The organism is Dorea formicigenerans, assembly GCF_025150245.1.
In the GTDB taxonomy this organism is placed as follows: Bacteria; Bacillota; Clostridia; order Lachnospirales; family Lachnospiraceae; genus Dorea; species Dorea formicigenerans.
In genome coordinates this window covers 1,191,494-1,208,494 of the sequence record NZ_CP102279.1, presented here as the reverse complement: position 1 = coordinate 1,208,494, position 17,001 = coordinate 1,191,494, and the positions used below count along the sequence as shown (strand labels likewise).

The following is a 17,001-nucleotide window of genomic DNA, read 5'->3' as shown; positions in this document are numbered from 1 at the left end:
TTAAACTTAACTTACAGAATTATCGGTAAGGAGTGCGTTGTGAGAAGCACATTCTATTCCTTTTAATTCTTCTGTAAATTCATTGTAGATTCCTATTTCTTCAAGTTTCTTTCTGCCGATTGCATAAGGAATAGCCTTCTTAAGACTTCCGGCTCTTTGAATAAGTAGTCTCATAAACTGATTTCCTGCAAGTAGCTGTTCGTCCTCAGATAACGAAAACATTACAGGTTGTTTTTGATTGAACATTAGGGCGAGGTCGATTATCTGTGATCTTTTAAGCAATGCCTTGCTTGCATCTGTTTCAGGGAACAATTCAGCTCCGTTACATATTGATTGAAGCTGATACATTTCATCTGCTTCGGATTCAAGTAAAAATCCTACGTCTTGAACGGTTCCAACAGGTACAAGCTGTGCTTTGTTAGAAGTATCATTATCAACGTTCTTTGAAATCTTTTGACTTTTATCAATAAGTCTTAAGGTAGCATTCATATTGTTGGCTATATCATCACCCTTTTGAAGTTCTGCCTGCAAAAGCTGTTCATACTTTAACAATTCTTCATACTGTTCAAATATTCCACCACATTGTTCAGCATCATATTTTCTGTTTTCAAGTAATTCTGTCTCTGATTGAAATTTAGTTATTCTTTTAGCCGTTTCAGCCATATCATAGCTTAATACATTAAAGTGATTGACTAATCCTGGTAAGAAAGCAGGTCCAGTAATAAACCACCTGCAACGAACGCAGTTATGAGCAGGATAGCCCTGAACAACACCATGAGTTACTTTATCAGTATCATCATTAATGTATGTACCGCCTGTATCACATCCAAAACAACCTTTAGGACAGATTCCCTTATCAGACATGACAATGCTAGCTTTTGACTTCTGAGCATTTAATACGGCATCATAAGCCGCCATATCATTAACAGCAGTACCACTTTCTAACTGTTTATACTTTGCATCTTTAATAAACCGTTCAAATGATTTCTGTTCTTGTTTCAAAATCTCGGTATCTGCTTTTTTCATGGTATCAGTTACATATGATATTCCCATTTTTGTGTAGTAAAGTGTCATAACAAGTCTAGCATGACCTGCAATACACTTTGAAAGTACAGGCATAGGCACACCACCTTCGAGGGCGAATGCTGTGATGATCGATACTCTAAGAGAGTGCAAAGGATAGTATGTAGCTTTATCTGAATGTTCATGAACAAATTTTAGATTCTTTTCAGCATCATTAGTGGCTGTATGATTTACTTTTTGTTCCAGACAGTGAAGGAGTTTGTACCATAATGGTTCTATTGAATTTTTACCTAATGGAAGACGATTGTCTATTTCGGTTGCGTTTCTAAAAAGAAATGTTGCATTTCCCATAGCCTTTAGGATCTTTATATCTTTTGCAGAACCAAGCTGTGTAGCTGTTAATTCAGTCCATTTGGTAGGTTGTGAGATAGGATTGTATTTTTGCTGCCAGTCTCTAAGTTTTGCAAGCCAATACTGCATTTCTTCATACTGCCAAGGCATATTGTAACCCTTATCAGCTTCATTCTTATTGATATCTGCGGTCTTATTGGTGTTAATAAAAAAGCCCGTCATTTCAAGGTTTGTAGTCGGATCAATAAACTTTCTTAAAACACCTTTTTCACAAGGCTTTCTATCTGTTCCTTGCGACAAAGGAGAGTCATTTTTAATCCACTCGCCATAATTATGCTTATCAGTCTGAATGTATTTATAAGTATCCATTTCGCCACCATCGAGCATTCTTGCCTGATATGTTCGGATAGGCAGCATTAACTTTGTCAAAAGGCAGATTGTTCTTGCAGGGCACCACATTTCATATACATATTCGCTATAGCCTTTATTTTTGATTTTGTATTGTGATGCTTTTCTTTTCCTATAAACACAGTCTGGATCATTTTCATCTATAATACTTTTATCAACGATATACCAGTCACCACCACGTTTTGATGAATCTGTTAATTCCTGTGCGAGTGTTAAATCTCTAAAACAAGTAGCATCAGACGGAACAAGCATATTACGGAGTTCTTTAATGTAACGGTATGGAAGTACATTTTTATCTGATTCGCTTTTATTATACGTATCTACATGGTCTGGTAGATATTGAGTTAATGGGTTGTGGAATTCAGCAGGAATAAGTTTCCTACCATAATCATCTTCGACTGAAAACTTTTCTTCAAGAATCCAATCAATAAAAGCTACGAGTTTTTTTGCTTCTTCTAATGCATGTTTTTCTGAGGTTCTTTCAGAATAGATAATTTCATAAAAGTCTGGTGTTTCATAAGTAACGGAAACAAATTCTTGAACAGTGCGTGTTAAATCTTGCCCGATGATGTATTTCTTGAAGAAGATTGATAATGATTTTAACGCAGCATCTTTTCCTCGCACAACAGTCTTTATCCATTCCTCTGCATATTCTTTCCATTCTACGAGGTTTGGATCATATGCTAAAAGCCATTCATAACTTTCACTAGTAGTAGTTCCATGCAAGCGCATTTCAAGTTCTCGTTTTCGTGCTACTTCCCGTAGTTTTTCAAATTTAGCTGTTTCCTTTGGTGTAAGTTCTTTATCATCAAATGGACCATTTTCAACAAAGGAACGGAGCCAATTTATTGCTGTAGTTGGACGAATATTATATTCTCGTTCGATATCCATAGAAGATTTCCCATTACAGATTTCTTTAATAACGTTATATTTTGTTTTATTATCGTATGCCATATTACTTCTTCCTCATCATATATTTCTTTGCGAGTTTCTTTTCTTCTTCATACCATGAACTTATTTCTGATTTCATAGGTAATGCAATTCCTTTATTTAATGAGTATGTTGCCAAACTTAATGCATTTGTAACCTCTGTGACAGTTGGTTCTGTATATACATTTTGTGACTCTTCTGATTTATGGTGCATAGCTACTTGCCTGACTTTCTTATCAATGCCTGCATTCTTCATTCTTTGTCCATAAGCATGTCTGTGACCATGATTAGTAGTGCCGTTAAACTTTGATATTTCAAGGCCTATGCTTTCACAAGCCTTGTTGTGAGCCTCTGTCTGCGTTCGTGGAGGCATCATTTCCCCCAGATATCTTGGATCAAATGACACAAAAGCAAATGGATGAGTGTCTTTAATGCCATATCTGATTCGTTGCTGTAAATATTTTTTCCATACATACATAAATACATAGCCTGCTTCTCTTGGAAACCAATATACGTTCATATACATATTGTCTTCATCATCAAGTCTTGGATTCTTCCATCCTGCAAACCTCTTGTTGGAAGAAGCGTACTGATTGCGTGGTATAAGACCATATTTCAATTTCAGGTATGATGCTCTGTCTGTTACATATTTACCGGTGCTTGGATTTTTGAAATCATGAGGAGCTTTCCCCTCTGATGGATGATAAATCCTTACTATTGCCATGTCCGGATCTTCTGGATCAGGGATGACATCCTGCACCCACAAATGAAAAGGCTCACTATGACGCAGCCCTCCGTAATGCATGAGTATAGTGATTGCTATATCTCTCCAGTTATAACCATCTATCAGATCTAATTCATAGCCCTTGCGTGTTTTCTTGAAGCCTTCTCTGAGCAGCTTTTCTATCTTGTCCTCTGGAAAAGCCTTTGTGCCATTTCTCACCGCATAAGGGTTTTTGTGGGTAACAACATTTCTTACTGTTTTAGCCGTTTCAGAAATGTCATGGATATCATCAAGGTGTCCCAAGAATGAGCGCTCACTTCTGTTGATCAGAGCCATATATTTAAGACGTTCCTCATACCTTGTGGCTTCTCTCCAAGGATTAAGCTGCTCCGTCTTGTAGTTGATATACAGCCAGTCCGAAAAGTCACTTAATGATGATAGTAGGGTATTAGCTGTCTGCGCTTTTTTGGGAAGCCAGTATAAACCCGAAGGATCATTCCCTTCTTCATCGATAGTGCCTGAATATATCGCTTCTGCAAACAGTTCAAAGAAGTCTTTAGCAGATACATAGTTGTTGGGATTGGCATTCATGTAATCAAATAACAAGCTGACAGATTGAATTAGCTTATTATGCCAAGTTTTACTCTTGTGGCTATATTTGATTTGATATTTAAGTAATTGCTCAAATACTTTTGTTTCACCATCTTGTTCTATCAATAAAGAAGGTAACTCTATGTATCTAGCTGAGTTATCTCTGTATGTCTTTGTATATATTTTTACATAGTTCATAATCAATAGCTCCTTTACAATCTATTTGATTATTATATTACATATATTACCTGTACCTATATTATATTGTAATATAAAAAAGGTACTATATCAACAGAATATAGTACCTTTTATAGCAGTTTGATTATAAAATTATTACCTTATATAACGCCAGCGCATCTTTTTTATTACACAAGAAATGAAATTCATGATATTCTATGCAACAAGTTCTCATTTACCGCCTTACTGAACTTCTGGCTCCTGCCTGCGCAAAATATCATATGGGCTTGCCTGACCGCCTTCTAACTCAATATAGAGCACTTGTTTAGAATGTGGTGCACTCTCCTGGTCTTCACCTTCTTCGTTGATAATCCGTTTGACTGTGACTTCTACATTTTCTCCATCCGGTTTCATAATCTCAATTGTCTCACCGACTGAGAATTTGTTACGTTGCTCAATCTTGCAGCGCCCGTCACAGATTTCTCCTACAATTCCAAGATAAGTATATTCTTTTACATAAGTATTGCTGTCATAGATCTGGCTCTCTTCGGTTGGTTTTCCAAAGTAGAATCCTGTAGTGAACTGACGATATGTGCAGTTAGATATCTGATCCAGATACCAAGGCATGTTATCTCTGTATTTCTGTGGATCTTCCAGATAGTCATCTATCGCTTTGCGATAAGTTCTTGCAACTGTTGCAACATAAAGAGCCGTTTTCATACGCCCTTCAATTTTAAAGCTGTCGATTCCGGCATCGATCATTTCCGGAATATGCTCGATCATGCATAAGTCTTTTGAGTTGAAAATGTATGTTCCACGCTCATTTTCATAGACAGGCATATACTCTCCCGGTCTCGTCTCTTCCACGATGGAATATTTCCAGCGGCACGGATGCGTGCATGCTCCCTGATTTGCGTCACGACCGGTAAAGAAATTACTAAGCAGACATCTTCCGGAATATGATATACACATTGCTCCGTGAATAAAGCTTTCAATCTCCATCTCAGCCGGGATCCTCTCACGGATTTCTTTGATTTCTCTCAAGGATAATTCTCGGGCAGACACTACGCGGGAAGCTCCCTGCTTCCACCAGAACTGATAGGTCGCATAGTTCGTGTTATTCGCCTGCGTGCTGACGTGGCGCTGAATCTCTGGGCAGATCTCCTTTGCCAGCTCAAACACACCGGGATCTGCGATAATAAGCGCATCCGGTCCAACTTCTTTTAATTCTTTCAGATACTCTTCTACTCCCGGAAGATCATCATTATGCGCAAGAATATTGACCGTCACATGTACTTTTACACCATGTGCATGCGCAAATTCCACACCCTTCTTCATATCTTCCATGGAAAAATTCTTTGCTTTCGCACGAAGCCCAAATGCTTCGCCACCAATATATACTGCATCTGCACCAAACATAACCGCAGTCTTCAATACTTCCAGACTGCTGGCCGGGATTAATAATTCCGGACGTTTCTGACTCATACTTCTCTTCTCCTTCTCTTTTTATTAACTTTCTATTCTTCTTAAATATCACTGCTTAAATATCTATCACTATTTAAATATCACTGCGCTTTACACTCAATGCCACGCCGTCTCCCAGTGGAATAATCGATGTCTGTAACTGATCATGATGCTTTAACTCATAGAGATACTCCCGCATACGGCTGTGAATAGTCCGGTTCCTGCGCTCCACCGCAAATCTGGACTCAATAATATCACCTTCCTGCAGCACATTATCTGACACAAGCACTCCATCTGTCCCAAGAAGCCGCATAACTTCCGGAAGGTAATGAATGTACTGCCCTTTTGCCGCATCCACAAATATCAGGTCATACGGCCCTTCCAGGCCATGCATCACTTCCAGGGCATCTCCCTCAATCAAATCAATCTGCGCTTCCTTCCCTGCCCGTTTAAAATTCGCCCGGGCTATCGGAATTCGTTTATCATAATTTTCTATTGTTGTAATATGCCCGCCTTCCGGCATATATTCACTCATAAGAATTGACGAAAAACCAACCGCAGCTCCTACTTCCAAAATCCGCATCGGTCTTTTGATCATCAGCAAAACCTTCAGAAAACTCTGCATTTCCTTCCGGATAATCGGCACACGGTCTCTTAAAGCTTCCTGCTCAATCGCTTCAATTACCGCGCTTTCCGGCACCTCCAGCGACCGGATATAAGTCACCATCCGCTCATCTACGATCATTTACAACCACCTCTCTCCTCAATCAGGGACACCCCACCTCGCAATTGGAGACACCCCTCTTCGCAATTGGGGACGTAGCACTTCTTCAAAGTACTACGTCCCCTTTTAAATAAATGTCACTTTATACATCCATAATAATCGGCAAAATCATCGGACGACGTTTTGTTTTTTTCCAGATAAATTCGTTCATTGTATCGCGGATCACTAATTTTATCTTGCTCCAGTCAGCATTTCTCTGATGATTCAGGCAATCTTCTACTGCGTCAGTTACGACTTGTCTTGCCTCTTCCATAAGATCTTCTGACTCACGAACATAGACAAATCCACGGGACACAATATCCGGTCCTGCCAGGAGCTGGTTGCTTCCGCGCTCTAACGTCAGGACTACGATCATAATTCCGTCCTCTGCCAGATGCTGTCTGTCTCGAAGTACGATATTTCCCACATCACCGACACCAAGTCCGTCTACAAGAATCTCTCCCGTATGGACTTTATCTACGACTTTTGCCTCTTGTTCACTGACTTCCAGTACATCTCCGGAATGAAGCATGAAGACATTCTCTTTTGGAATTCCAAGAGATTTTGCCAGGTTCGCATTTGCCTTTCTGTGACGGTACTCACCATGTACCGGTACTGCATACTTTGGTTTGACCAGTGAATAAATCAGCTTTAATTCTTCCTGACACGCATGTCCGGATACATGAGCATCCTGAAAGATAACATTTGCACCTTTCTCAGACAGCTCATTGATAACTCTGGATACGGATTTCTCATTTCCAGGGATCGGGTTAGAGCTTAAAATAACTGTATCGCCTGGCATGATCGTTACCTTCTTGTGAATGTCTGCCGCCATTCTGGAAAGAGCCGCCATAGACTCACCCTGGCTTCCGGTCGTAATCAGAACCGTCTTCTCCGGCGGATAATTCTTAAGCTGGTCAATCTCGATCATCGTGTTCTCCGGAACATTCAAGTATCCAAGTTCCTGTGCTACCTGAATGATATTCACCATACTGCGTCCTTCTACCACAACCTTACGGTCATACTTGCACGCTGAGTTGATGATCTGCTGTACACGATCTACATTAGACGCAAATGTCGCAATGATGATTCTTGTATTCTGATGTTCTGCAAATATATGATCAAAGGTAATACCTACCGTACGTTCAGACTGTGTAAAGCCTTTTCGTTCTGCATTGGTACTGTCTGACAAAAGTGCCAGTACTCCTTTTTTTCCAATCTCTGCAAATCTCTGAAGATCGATAGCATCTCCAAAGACTGGTGTATAATCTACCTTAAAGTCTCCTGTATGCACAACAATTCCTGCCGGGGAATAGATTGCAAGTGCTGCTGCATCCTGGATACTGTGGTTCGTCTTAATAAATTCTATCCTGAACTGTCCAAGGTTGATAGACTGTCCATGTTTTACTACTTTTCTTCTCGTTGAGCGAAGCAGATTGTGCTCTGTCAGCTTCTTCTCTATAATACCCATCGTAAGCTTTGTTGCATAGATTGGGATATTGATCTCCCGTAAAATGTAGCTTAATGCTCCAATATGGTCCTCATGACCATGTGTGATAACAAATCCTTTTACTTTCTCAATATTGTTTTTCAGGTATGTCACATCTGGAATAACAAGGTCAATTCCAAGCATACCGTCCTCTGGGAATGCCAATCCACAATCCACAACAATAATACTGTCTTCGTACTCGAAGGCAGTAATGTTCATTCCGATTTTCTCGAGTCCCCCGAGTGGAATGATACGCATACTTCCAATATTCTCTTTTTTCAAGTTTACACCTCCACGTAATTACAGACCCCCAGTGTAACAAAGGGTCTATTTCTGTTTCTTTCTACATTCACTGCACTGTCCGTAGAACTTTAATTCGTGGTCTAACACATGAAATCCTGTCTCTTCCTCTATATGCCGCTCCAGTTCATCCAACAGGTCGTCTTTAAAAGGCAGTACTTTTCCACATGTTTTACATATCAGATGGTGATGATGGTGCTTTCCTGTGCCATCCAGCGTCTCCCCGATCTCATAACGAACACATCCATCATCCAGATTAATACGATCCACCAATTGCATTTCCAGTAACAACTGCACTGTTCGGTAAATGGTTGCCAGCCCGATCTCCGGGTAATCTTCTTTTACGAGCTCATAGATATCTTCAGCAGTCAGATGTCTGTCCTTATTCTCTGCAAGAACCTGCAGCACAAGCAGTCTCTGATTCGTCACTTTAAGCCCTTTTTCTTTTAACTTTTTCTTAAAACTCTCCTGACTGACTGACATAATTCATTACCTTTCAATTTCCACATCTTCCAGAAGTTCTTCAAAAACTCCCATTATCCCATTCAGTTCTTTTTCATCTTCCACAAACTCATAGATTGCCTCGGATGATTCCTCCGGTGACGTGTCTTTTAAAATCCAACATTCTGCATCGTCTTCTTCCGAATCCGTGACAAGAATATAAGATACTCCATTTAACTTTGTCTGCTCCAACACAAAAAACTCTTCATTTTCCTGTGAATCTGCAGACGCAAATGTAATCTTTTCCATAAATCTTCTACCCTTCTTTATTCAGGTGTGCGGAGTCCAGGTATCCCTGCAATATAAAAACAGCCGCAATCTGGTCAATATACTTCTTGCGGTCTTCTCTTCTTACCTTATTCTCGATTAAAGTCCGCTCTGCCGAAACAGTAGTCAGACGCTCATCCCACATCACGACCTCAAGGCCGGTCCGTCGTCCGATCATCTCACCAAATTGCATAGATTTTTCCGCCCGATCTCCAATATCATTGTTCATATGCTTCGGAAGTCCGAGCACAATCTTCTCAACTTCATACTCTGCCACCAATTCCTCGATGCGGGCACATGTCTTCCGAAGCTTGTTCTCGTCCTTACGGCATATAGTCTCTACAGCCTGCGCAGTTATCCCCAAAGGATCACTGACAGCCACCCCGACTGTACGCGAGCCGTAGTCCAGTCCCATAATCCTCATATATATTATCCCCACTTATTATGCTCAATATACGTCTTGAACATCTCTTCAACCAGCTCATCCCGTTCCATCTTCATAATCAGACTGCGGGCACCATTGTAACTGGTAATATAAGTCGGATCACCTGACATGATATAACCTACGATCTGGTTCACCGGATTATACCCTTTTTCCACAAGAGCCTTGTACACAATTTCAAGAATATCTTTTGCCTGAATCTGTGGTGCACTCTCTACCTGAAAAAATTGCGTATTGCTTAATTCTTTCATACTACTCACGTCCTTCACATTACTTTGCAATTATTCTCACATCTTCATAATTACATTTCTTCAATCTTATTCTAACCTATCATTTGTCAAAATTCAATGAATTATTTGCTTTGTATCTTCGATTTTAACATTTTTCAGTTGATTTGATAGATTTTCTTCTGTTTTTAAACCAATTTTAACATATTCTTTCGTATGCCCGACCTGGTAAATGCCGTCTTCCGTCTCAACTGCCTCTTCCATCAGCACTTCCTGTGTCGTTCCAAGGAGTCTTTCCTCATAAGCTTTCTGTTTTCTATGGCCAAGCTCGATCATTTTCGCGCTTCGCTCACTTTTTATTTCCTCCGGAATCTGGTCCGGCATCACGGCTGCTTTCGTTCCTGCTCTTCTGGAATATTTGAAAATATGTGTCTCATAGAAATTCACGCGGTCTACAAAATCCATGGACTCGGCAAACTCTTCCTGTGTCTCCCCCGGAAATCCTACAATCACATCTGTTGTCAGTGCCGGATTGTGGAAATATTTACGCAAAAGGTCACATTTTTCCATATATTCTTCTGCACTGTAACGACGATTCATACGCCTCAGGGTCGCATTGCAGCCACTCTGTAATGACAGATGAAAATGCGGACACATCTTCGGAAGTGCAGCAATACTGGAAGCAAATTCTTCTGTAATGATCCTCGGCTCCAGAGATCCAAGCCGGATTCTTTTAATACCGTCAATTTCATGTACTTTCTGGATCAGTTCCAGAAGGCTCTCCCCGGTATCAATTCCATAAGAGCTCAGATGGATTCCTGTCAGCACAACTTCTTTATATCCGGAAGCAGCCAGTGTCCGCACCTCTTCTAATACATGTTCCAGGTTACGGCTTCTGACACGTCCTCTCGCATACGGAATGATGCAGTAAGAACAGAACTGATTGCACCCATCCTGGACCTTGATATACGCGCGGGTATGCTCTGCTGTATGGGTGACCTGCATCTCCTCATATTCTTTCTCATGGTTGATATCAAGCAGCTCTTTTTTTACTTTATGCTGAGCATTGTAATACTCGTCCAGAATCGCGATCAGGTCTTTCTTTTTATTATTTCCAACCACGATGTCCACACAAGGGTCGATATCTTCTCCTCTTGCCTGCACATAACAGCCTGTCGCCACAACTACCGCATCCGGGTTCATTTTCCGTGCTTTATGAAGCATCTGCCGGGATTTGCGGTCTGCAATATTGGTGACTGTACATGTATTGATAATATAGACATCTGCCCCTTCTTTAAATGGCACGATCTCATATCCATTCTGCTCCAGAAGCTCCTGCATAGCCTCTGTCTCATATGCATTTACTTTGCAGCCCAGATTATGGAGCGCAGCTTTCTTTTTCATTTTACACATTCCTTTCAAAATATTTGGTAATTTGTTTCTTGACTTTTATCTGTCATACTTTTAAGATAGAGATGATAGAAGTATGATAAATAAGGAGGTAACGTACAATGAAAACTGTACAGGTTTATTTAAATTCAATCCAAAAGGTGAACTCTTTTTCTCACGAGCTTGAACAATTCGACAACGACTTTGATCTTGTTTCCGGAAGATATATCGTAGACGCTAAGTCTGTTATGGGAATCTTCAGTCTGGATCTGAATGAGCCAACAACTCTGAATATCCACGCAACAGATTCTGAGATGGGTCCTATTCTTGAAGCGATCAAGCCTTATATCGTAAGCGAAGATCCTAAGTAGGATTCAGGCCCAAAAGCATATATCAAAAACAAAGCAGCAAAGATAACAGGGCAGTTCTTCCTTTCGAAGGGCTGCCCCTTTTTATTTCACTTTTTCTATTTCACTTCAATGATCTCTGCTGTATCTAACGCTGTCTGCATAAGTTCATCGATCTTCTCTGCCAGATTCTCCTCAGAACGGCGGATAACCTCGATATTCGGCTTTGTGACCGGATGCTTTGCCACGAAAATGGTACAGCAATCCTCAAATGGAAGAATGGAGGTCTCGTAAGTATCGATCTTCTCTGCCACATCTACAATGTCCTGCTTATCAAATCCGATCAGCGGACGATATACCGGCATCGTACATACATCATTCGTTGCAGCCAGGCTCTGCATAGTCTGACTTGCCACCTGTCCGATACTCTCTCCCGTCACCAGTCCAAGGCATCCATCACGTCTTGCGAATTCTTCCGCAATACGCATCATATAGCGGCGCATAATAATAGTCAGCTCGTCATGCGGGCATTTGTCATAAATATACAACTGAATATCTGTAAAGTTCACAACATGTAATTTGATCGGTCCGGAATATCTTGCCACAATCTTCGCAAGATCAACAACTTTTTGCTTTGCACGCTCACTTGTGTACGGCGGTGCATGGAAATAAGTTGCCTCAAGACCAACTCCTCGTTTGGATACCATATAGCCTGCGACCGGGCTGTCAATCCCACCGGATAACAGAAGCATAGCGTTTCCATTGGTTCCCACCGGCATTCCGCCTGCTCCTGGAATAATCTCAGAATAAACATAGATTTCATTTCTCACTTCTACATTTACCAGTACATCCGGGTGATGTACGTCTACTTTGATTTCCGGGAACGCATAGAGAATCGCCTCTCCAAGGTCACGGCTTATTTCCATAGAGTTCTTCGGATATGACTTTCTGGCACGGCGTGACTCTACCTTAAATGTAAAGTTGCGGTCCGGATACATCTCTGCCATATAAGCTACCACGTCTTTTTTCAATTCCTCGAAACCTTTATCCTCCATACGGACAACCGGGCAGATTCCGACCAGTCCGAACACTCTTTTCAAATGTTCCACCGTATCCTCGTAATCATAATCACCCTCACAGTCCACATAGATTCTTGCCTGGGATTTGTGGACATCAAAGTTCCCGTCTACATCCTTTAACGCATAACGCACCTGTCTTACAAGAGCATCTTCAAAAAGATAACGGTTCTTTCCTTTGATACCAATCTCCCCGTATTTCAATAAAAATGTATGAAATCTCATCGATCTTCTCCTCATTTATCTCTAATGTCTGGTATATTTTCTAAGCATCGGTACTATATTATACAGAGTATCTAATGTATAGTCAATCTCTTCCATCGTATTAAACTCAGAAAGACTGAATCTAAGCGTTGCATCCAAAAACTGCTGACCGGCTCCGATTCCTTTTAACACGCCACTGATCTGCGGATGGTTGGAAGCACATGCAGAACCACTGGATACATAGATGCCTTTATCTTCCAGCGCATGCAGAAGAACCTCGCTTCGGATTCCCGCAAATCCAACACTGATAATGTGTGGCGCACTGGTCTCATCATAAAGGCCATGGATGGTCGTATCCGGGATCTGCTTCACGCCTTCAATAAAATGCTTCTTCATCGCACGCATCGCTGCAACTTTTTCATCCAGATTTTCATAAATCATCTTCGCAGCAAGACCAATTCCTGCAATTCCAGGTACATTTTCCGTACCGGAACGGACATTTTTCTGTTGTTCACCGCCAAATACGATTGGTTTTATCTTCACATGTTCATCAATATAAAGCACTCCAATTCCTTTTGGTCCATGAATCTTATGTCCACTGATGGAACACATATCCACCTTCAGGCGCTTCGGGTAAATGTGATACTTTCCAAATCCCTGCACGGCATCCACATGGAACAAAATGTTCTTGTTATACGCTTTTACCATGCTGGCAGCCTCCTGGATCGGCTGTACGGATCCCACCTCATTATTCACATACATCACAGATACAAGGATCGTGTCTTCACAGAGTGCATCCTTCAGTGCATCCAGACTGATTCTTCCAAAGCGGTCCACCGGAAGAAATGTAACACGAAATCCTTCCTCTTCCAGATAGCGCATCGTATTAATGATCGCCGGATGCTCAATTCCGGATGCGATCAGATGATTTCCTGCTCTTCGATTCGCTTTTGCTGCCCCGATCAATGCCAGATTATCACTTTCCGTACCTCCGGACGTGAAAAAGATTTCTTTCTCCTGCACCTTTAAAAGCTTTGCAAATGTCTCTTTCGCTTCTTTTATATATTTTTCAGCCTCCACGCCCTTACGGTGCATGGAAGATGGATTTCCATAATCTTCACACAATACCTTACGGACCAGATCTCCCACTTCCGGGTATGCTCTCGTCGTAGCAGAATTGTCCAGATATACTTCCTTCATTCTATCTCACTTCCTGTTTCCTTTTTTCCAATAACAGTTGTTCACTGTCTCTTCTTATCATCAATATATGTCCTTGCAATTTAATATGTAACTTGCTCCAGTTGAAACATCAGCACAGACAATAGCGCAAGTCCCGCTGTCTCTGTCCGTAAAATACGTTTTCCGAGAGTTATGACCTGACCGCCCATCTCACATGCAAGCGCAATCTCATCCGGATCAAATCCGCCTTCCGGTCCGATAAATATTCCAACAGACTGTCCCGGCTTTATAGACTGTATCAGTTCCTTTGTGTGTTCCATACCTTCTGCACACTCATAAGGCACCAATACAACATCCAAATCTTTTGCCATCTCAAGGGCTTCCTTATAAGTCTTCACAGACGTCACTTCCGGCACGATTCCCCGCCCGGACTGTTTGGCTGCGCTGGCTGCAATTGTATTCCAACGCTCCACTTTCTTCGCCCCTTTTTTCGCATCCAGCTTCACCACACACCGCTTCATGGAGACCGGGACTACCGCATAAATCCCAAGCTCCACACATTTCTGCACGATCAATTCCATCTTCTCCTGCTTCGGGAGACCCTGAAACAGATAGATCTTTGATGGGAGTTCCGCATCTGAAGCTTTCGTCTCTACGATTTTCAACTGCACCTGCTCCTCTTCAAAATCCCGAACCTGGCAGAGATATTCTTTTCCCTGACCGTCACTGACCGTCACTTCCTCACCAATCCGCATACGGAGCACATTTTTCATATGATTCACATCAGTGCCTTCGATCCGGATTGTTTCTTCCGATACTTGAGAGGCATCTACAAAAAAATGCTGCATTTTCTCTTTACTCCTCTAGGCATTCTTTCTTGCTACAACAGATACCCACTCGCCCTGGTGATTCACTTCCAGAACTTCCAGTCCGGCAGCCTTCACAGCTTCTACTACAACATTTTCTTTATCTTCGATAATTCCACTTGTAATATATACAGCCCCAGGCTTCATCTGATGAATGATGACCGGCGTCAGCGGAACAAGGACATCTGCCAAAATATTTGCTGCTACAATATCATATTTTTCATATCCAACCGCATCCTGAACAGCCTTATCGTCAATGATGTTTCCGATCATGACCTCATACTGATCCTTGCGGATCCCATTCACTTCCATATTCTCGTGAGTTGCATCAATGGCACATGGATCAAGATCTGTTCCAAGAGAATGCTTTGCCCCGAACTTAAGCGCCAGCATTCCAAGAATCCCGCTTCCACAACCAACATCTAAAATCTCCGTCTCGGATGTCACATATTTTTTCAACGCCCGGATGCAAAGCTGTGTCGTCTCATGCATACCTGTTCCAAATGCGGTACCCGGATCAATGTGAATGACCATCTTGTCGCTGTCCTCCGGCTTTACTTTTTCCCAGGATGGGATTACAAGAATGTCGTCTATATAGAATTGATGGAAGTACTGCTTCCAGTTGTTGACCCAGTCTACATCTTCTGTCTCAGATTCCTCAATAGTACACTCCCCAACATCAAGAAATGCACGCATATCTTCCAGTTCTTTTCTCACGTTCATAAGAACCGGCGCCACATCTTCTTCCTCATCCAGATAAAATGTTAAATATGCTGTTCCGTCATCATCTGGGATATCCGGCAGAATATCCACGAACATCTGCTCCTTATCCTGTTCTGTAAGCGGGATCTTGTCCTCAATCTGCACACCTTCAATTCCAAGATCTGCCAGCATACTGCTCACAATATCCTCCGCCTGTGTCGTTGTTTTTAAACGAAACTGCTTCCATTTCATAATACTTTCTCCTTCTTTACATTCATTATCTTCCTTTGATGATACCCGGTTTTTAACCTCGTTATCATTTATTTCATTTCTTCTCTTACAGCCTGTAACGCCGCATCCACTACATGATGCATATCCATATAACGGTAAAGTCCCAGACGTCCTCCAAAGATTACGTTCTCTTCCTTCTCTGCCAGCTCTTTGTATTTTGCATAAAGTGCTGTATTCTTCTCATCATTGACCGGATAATAAGGTTCGTCCCCTTTCTTCCATGTCACCGGATACTCTCTGGAAATAACGGTCTTCTCCTGGGTTCCAAATTCAAAATGCTTATGCTCAATGATTCTTGTATATGGAACTTCATACTCTGTATAATTGACCACCGCATTTCCCTGATAATTGTCTGTATCCAGAATCTCTGTCTCAAAACGGACCGTACGATATTCTAATTCACCAAAACAATAGTCAAAATATGCATCTACAGGTCCAGTATACACTACTTTTTTACCGAGTGGGCGAAGATTTTCTTTTTCTTTCAGATAATCCACATTCAAACGGACCTCCGCGCCTTCCAGCATCTTCTCAATGATCTGCGTGTAGCCTCCCACCGGAATCCCCTGATAAAGGTCATTAAAATAATTGTTATCATAAGTCAGGCGGACCGGCAGTCTCTTAATGATCTCCGGCGGCAGCTCTGTCGCACGCCTTCCCCACTGCTTCTCAGTGTACCCCTTGACCAGGATCTCATAAATATCTTTTCCAACCAGGCTGATTGCCTGCTCTTCCAGGTTCTTCGGCTCCTTCACGCCATATTCCTTCACCTGTTCCTCAATCTTAGCCTTCGCCTCTGCCGGTGTGATCACACCCCAGATCTTATGAAATGTATTCATATTGAACGGCATATTGTACATCTGGCCTTTATAATATGCCACCGGGCAGTTCGTATAACGGTTAAATGTTGCAAACTGTCCAATGTAATCCCACACCTCTTTATTACTTGTGTGGAAAATATGTGCCCCATACTGATGCACCTGGATTCCTTCCATCTCTTTTGTATAAATGTTTCCACCGATATGCGAACGCCTCTCTACAACGAGGCAGCTCTTTCCTGCCTTCATAACCTCATGGGCAAAGATTGCTCCATAAAGCCCAGACCCTACAATAATATAATCGTACATAATCCCTCCTGCTGCCTTTTAAGCTCCATTTATGCCTTTTAAGCTCCATTTATGCCTTTCAAACTCCATTTATGCCTTTCAAACTCCATTTATGTCTTTTAAGTTCCATTTATTAAGAGAGGAATGCATCTTACATTATGCATTCCTCCCTGGTTACTCATTT

16 protein-coding genes are annotated in these 17,001 nt (G+C 41.6%); 1 reads left to right on the top strand and 15 read right to left on the bottom strand.

What is annotated here, in order from left to right; all coding sequences use genetic code 11:
- Positions 1 to 6 precede the first annotated feature (6 nt).
- The 10 genes from gmtZ to mtaB form a co-directional block, all read right to left on the bottom strand.
- On the bottom strand, positions 7 to 2,736 hold the full coding sequence (gmtZ, locus tag NQ560_RS05965) for a gamma-mobile-trio integrase GmtZ (protein ID WP_005331669.1): 2,730 nt from the start codon (positions 2,734 to 2,736) through the stop codon (positions 7 to 9).
- 1 nt (position 2,737) lies between these two features.
- Positions 2,738 to 4,225 carry a gamma-mobile-trio recombinase GmtY gene (gmtY, locus tag NQ560_RS05960; RefSeq protein ID WP_005331670.1) on the bottom strand — a complete coding sequence of 496 codons (1,488 nt, stop codon included), beginning with the start codon at positions 4,223 to 4,225 and terminating at the stop codon, positions 2,738 to 2,740.
- Between the two features lie 222 nt (positions 4,226 to 4,447).
- Positions 4,448 to 5,689 carry a peptidase U32 family protein gene (locus NQ560_RS05955; RefSeq protein ID WP_005331671.1) on the bottom strand — a complete coding sequence of 414 codons (1,242 nt, stop codon included), beginning with the start codon at positions 5,687 to 5,689 and terminating at the stop codon, positions 4,448 to 4,450.
- 73 nt (positions 5,690 to 5,762) lie between these two features.
- The gene (locus NQ560_RS05950; protein ID WP_005331672.1) at positions 5,763 to 6,413 is read right to left on the bottom strand and encodes an O-methyltransferase; all 651 of its coding nucleotides are present in this window, start codon (positions 6,411 to 6,413) and stop codon (positions 5,763 to 5,765) included.
- 121 nt (positions 6,414 to 6,534) lie between these two features.
- Complete coding sequence (locus tag NQ560_RS05945; RefSeq protein ID WP_040015345.1) at positions 6,535 to 8,202, bottom strand: ribonuclease J; 1,668 nt, start codon at positions 8,200 to 8,202, stop codon at positions 6,535 to 6,537.
- A 45-nt stretch (positions 8,203 to 8,247) separates the two neighbouring features.
- Positions 8,248 to 8,703 (bottom strand): Fur family transcriptional regulator, encoded by a 456-nt coding sequence (locus NQ560_RS05940; RefSeq protein ID WP_005331674.1) that lies wholly within the window; start codon positions 8,701 to 8,703, stop codon positions 8,248 to 8,250.
- Positions 8,704 to 8,709: 6 nt separating this feature from the next.
- Complete coding sequence (locus tag NQ560_RS05935; RefSeq protein WP_005331675.1) at positions 8,710 to 8,970, bottom strand: DUF1292 domain-containing protein; 261 nt, start codon at positions 8,968 to 8,970, stop codon at positions 8,710 to 8,712.
- A gap of 7 nt (positions 8,971 to 8,977) precedes the next feature.
- Positions 8,978 to 9,412: a Holliday junction resolvase RuvX gene (gene ruvX / locus NQ560_RS05930; RefSeq protein WP_005331678.1), complete on the bottom strand. Its 435-nt coding sequence runs from the start codon at positions 9,410 to 9,412 to the stop codon at positions 8,978 to 8,980.
- A 5-nt stretch (positions 9,413 to 9,417) separates the two neighbouring features.
- The gene (locus NQ560_RS05925) at positions 9,418 to 9,681 is read right to left on the bottom strand and encodes an IreB family regulatory phosphoprotein (protein WP_005331681.1); all 264 of its coding nucleotides are present in this window, start codon (positions 9,679 to 9,681) and stop codon (positions 9,418 to 9,420) included.
- Between the two features lie 93 nt (positions 9,682 to 9,774).
- Positions 9,775 to 11,061 (bottom strand): tRNA (N(6)-L-threonylcarbamoyladenosine(37)-C(2))-methylthiotransferase MtaB, encoded by a 1,287-nt coding sequence (gene mtaB, locus NQ560_RS05920; RefSeq protein ID WP_005331683.1) that lies wholly within the window; start codon positions 11,059 to 11,061, stop codon positions 9,775 to 9,777.
- A 107-nt stretch (positions 11,062 to 11,168) separates the two neighbouring features.
- Between mtaB and NQ560_RS05915 the strand changes: the two genes are divergently transcribed.
- Positions 11,169 to 11,417, top strand: coding sequence for an HPr family phosphocarrier protein (locus NQ560_RS05915; protein WP_005331686.1), 249 nt, complete (start codon positions 11,169 to 11,171; stop codon positions 11,415 to 11,417).
- 95 nt (positions 11,418 to 11,512) lie between these two features.
- Here the strand turns inward: NQ560_RS05915 and thiI are convergent, their stop codons facing one another.
- The 5 genes from thiI to glf all read right to left on the bottom strand — a co-directional run bounded on the left by thiI (position 11,513) and on the right by glf (position 16,838).
- The gene (gene thiI / locus NQ560_RS05910) at positions 11,513 to 12,694 is read right to left on the bottom strand and encodes a tRNA uracil 4-sulfurtransferase ThiI (protein WP_005331688.1); all 1,182 of its coding nucleotides are present in this window, start codon (positions 12,692 to 12,694) and stop codon (positions 11,513 to 11,515) included.
- A 21-nt stretch (positions 12,695 to 12,715) separates the two neighbouring features.
- A complete protein-coding gene (locus tag NQ560_RS05905; protein ID WP_005331690.1) occupies positions 12,716 to 13,873 on the bottom strand; it encodes a cysteine desulfurase family protein in 1,158 nt (385 codons plus the stop codon).
- An 80-nt stretch (positions 13,874 to 13,953) separates the two neighbouring features.
- Positions 13,954 to 14,700: a 16S rRNA (uracil(1498)-N(3))-methyltransferase gene (locus NQ560_RS05900; RefSeq protein WP_005331692.1), complete on the bottom strand. Its 747-nt coding sequence runs from the start codon at positions 14,698 to 14,700 to the stop codon at positions 13,954 to 13,956.
- 15 nt (positions 14,701 to 14,715) lie between these two features.
- A complete protein-coding gene (gene prmA / locus NQ560_RS05895) occupies positions 14,716 to 15,672 on the bottom strand; it encodes a 50S ribosomal protein L11 methyltransferase (RefSeq protein WP_005331694.1) in 957 nt (318 codons plus the stop codon).
- A 68-nt stretch (positions 15,673 to 15,740) separates the two neighbouring features.
- A complete protein-coding gene (gene glf / locus NQ560_RS05890) occupies positions 15,741 to 16,838 on the bottom strand; it encodes a UDP-galactopyranose mutase (RefSeq protein WP_005331696.1) in 1,098 nt (365 codons plus the stop codon).
- Positions 16,839 to 17,001 lie beyond the last annotated feature (163 nt).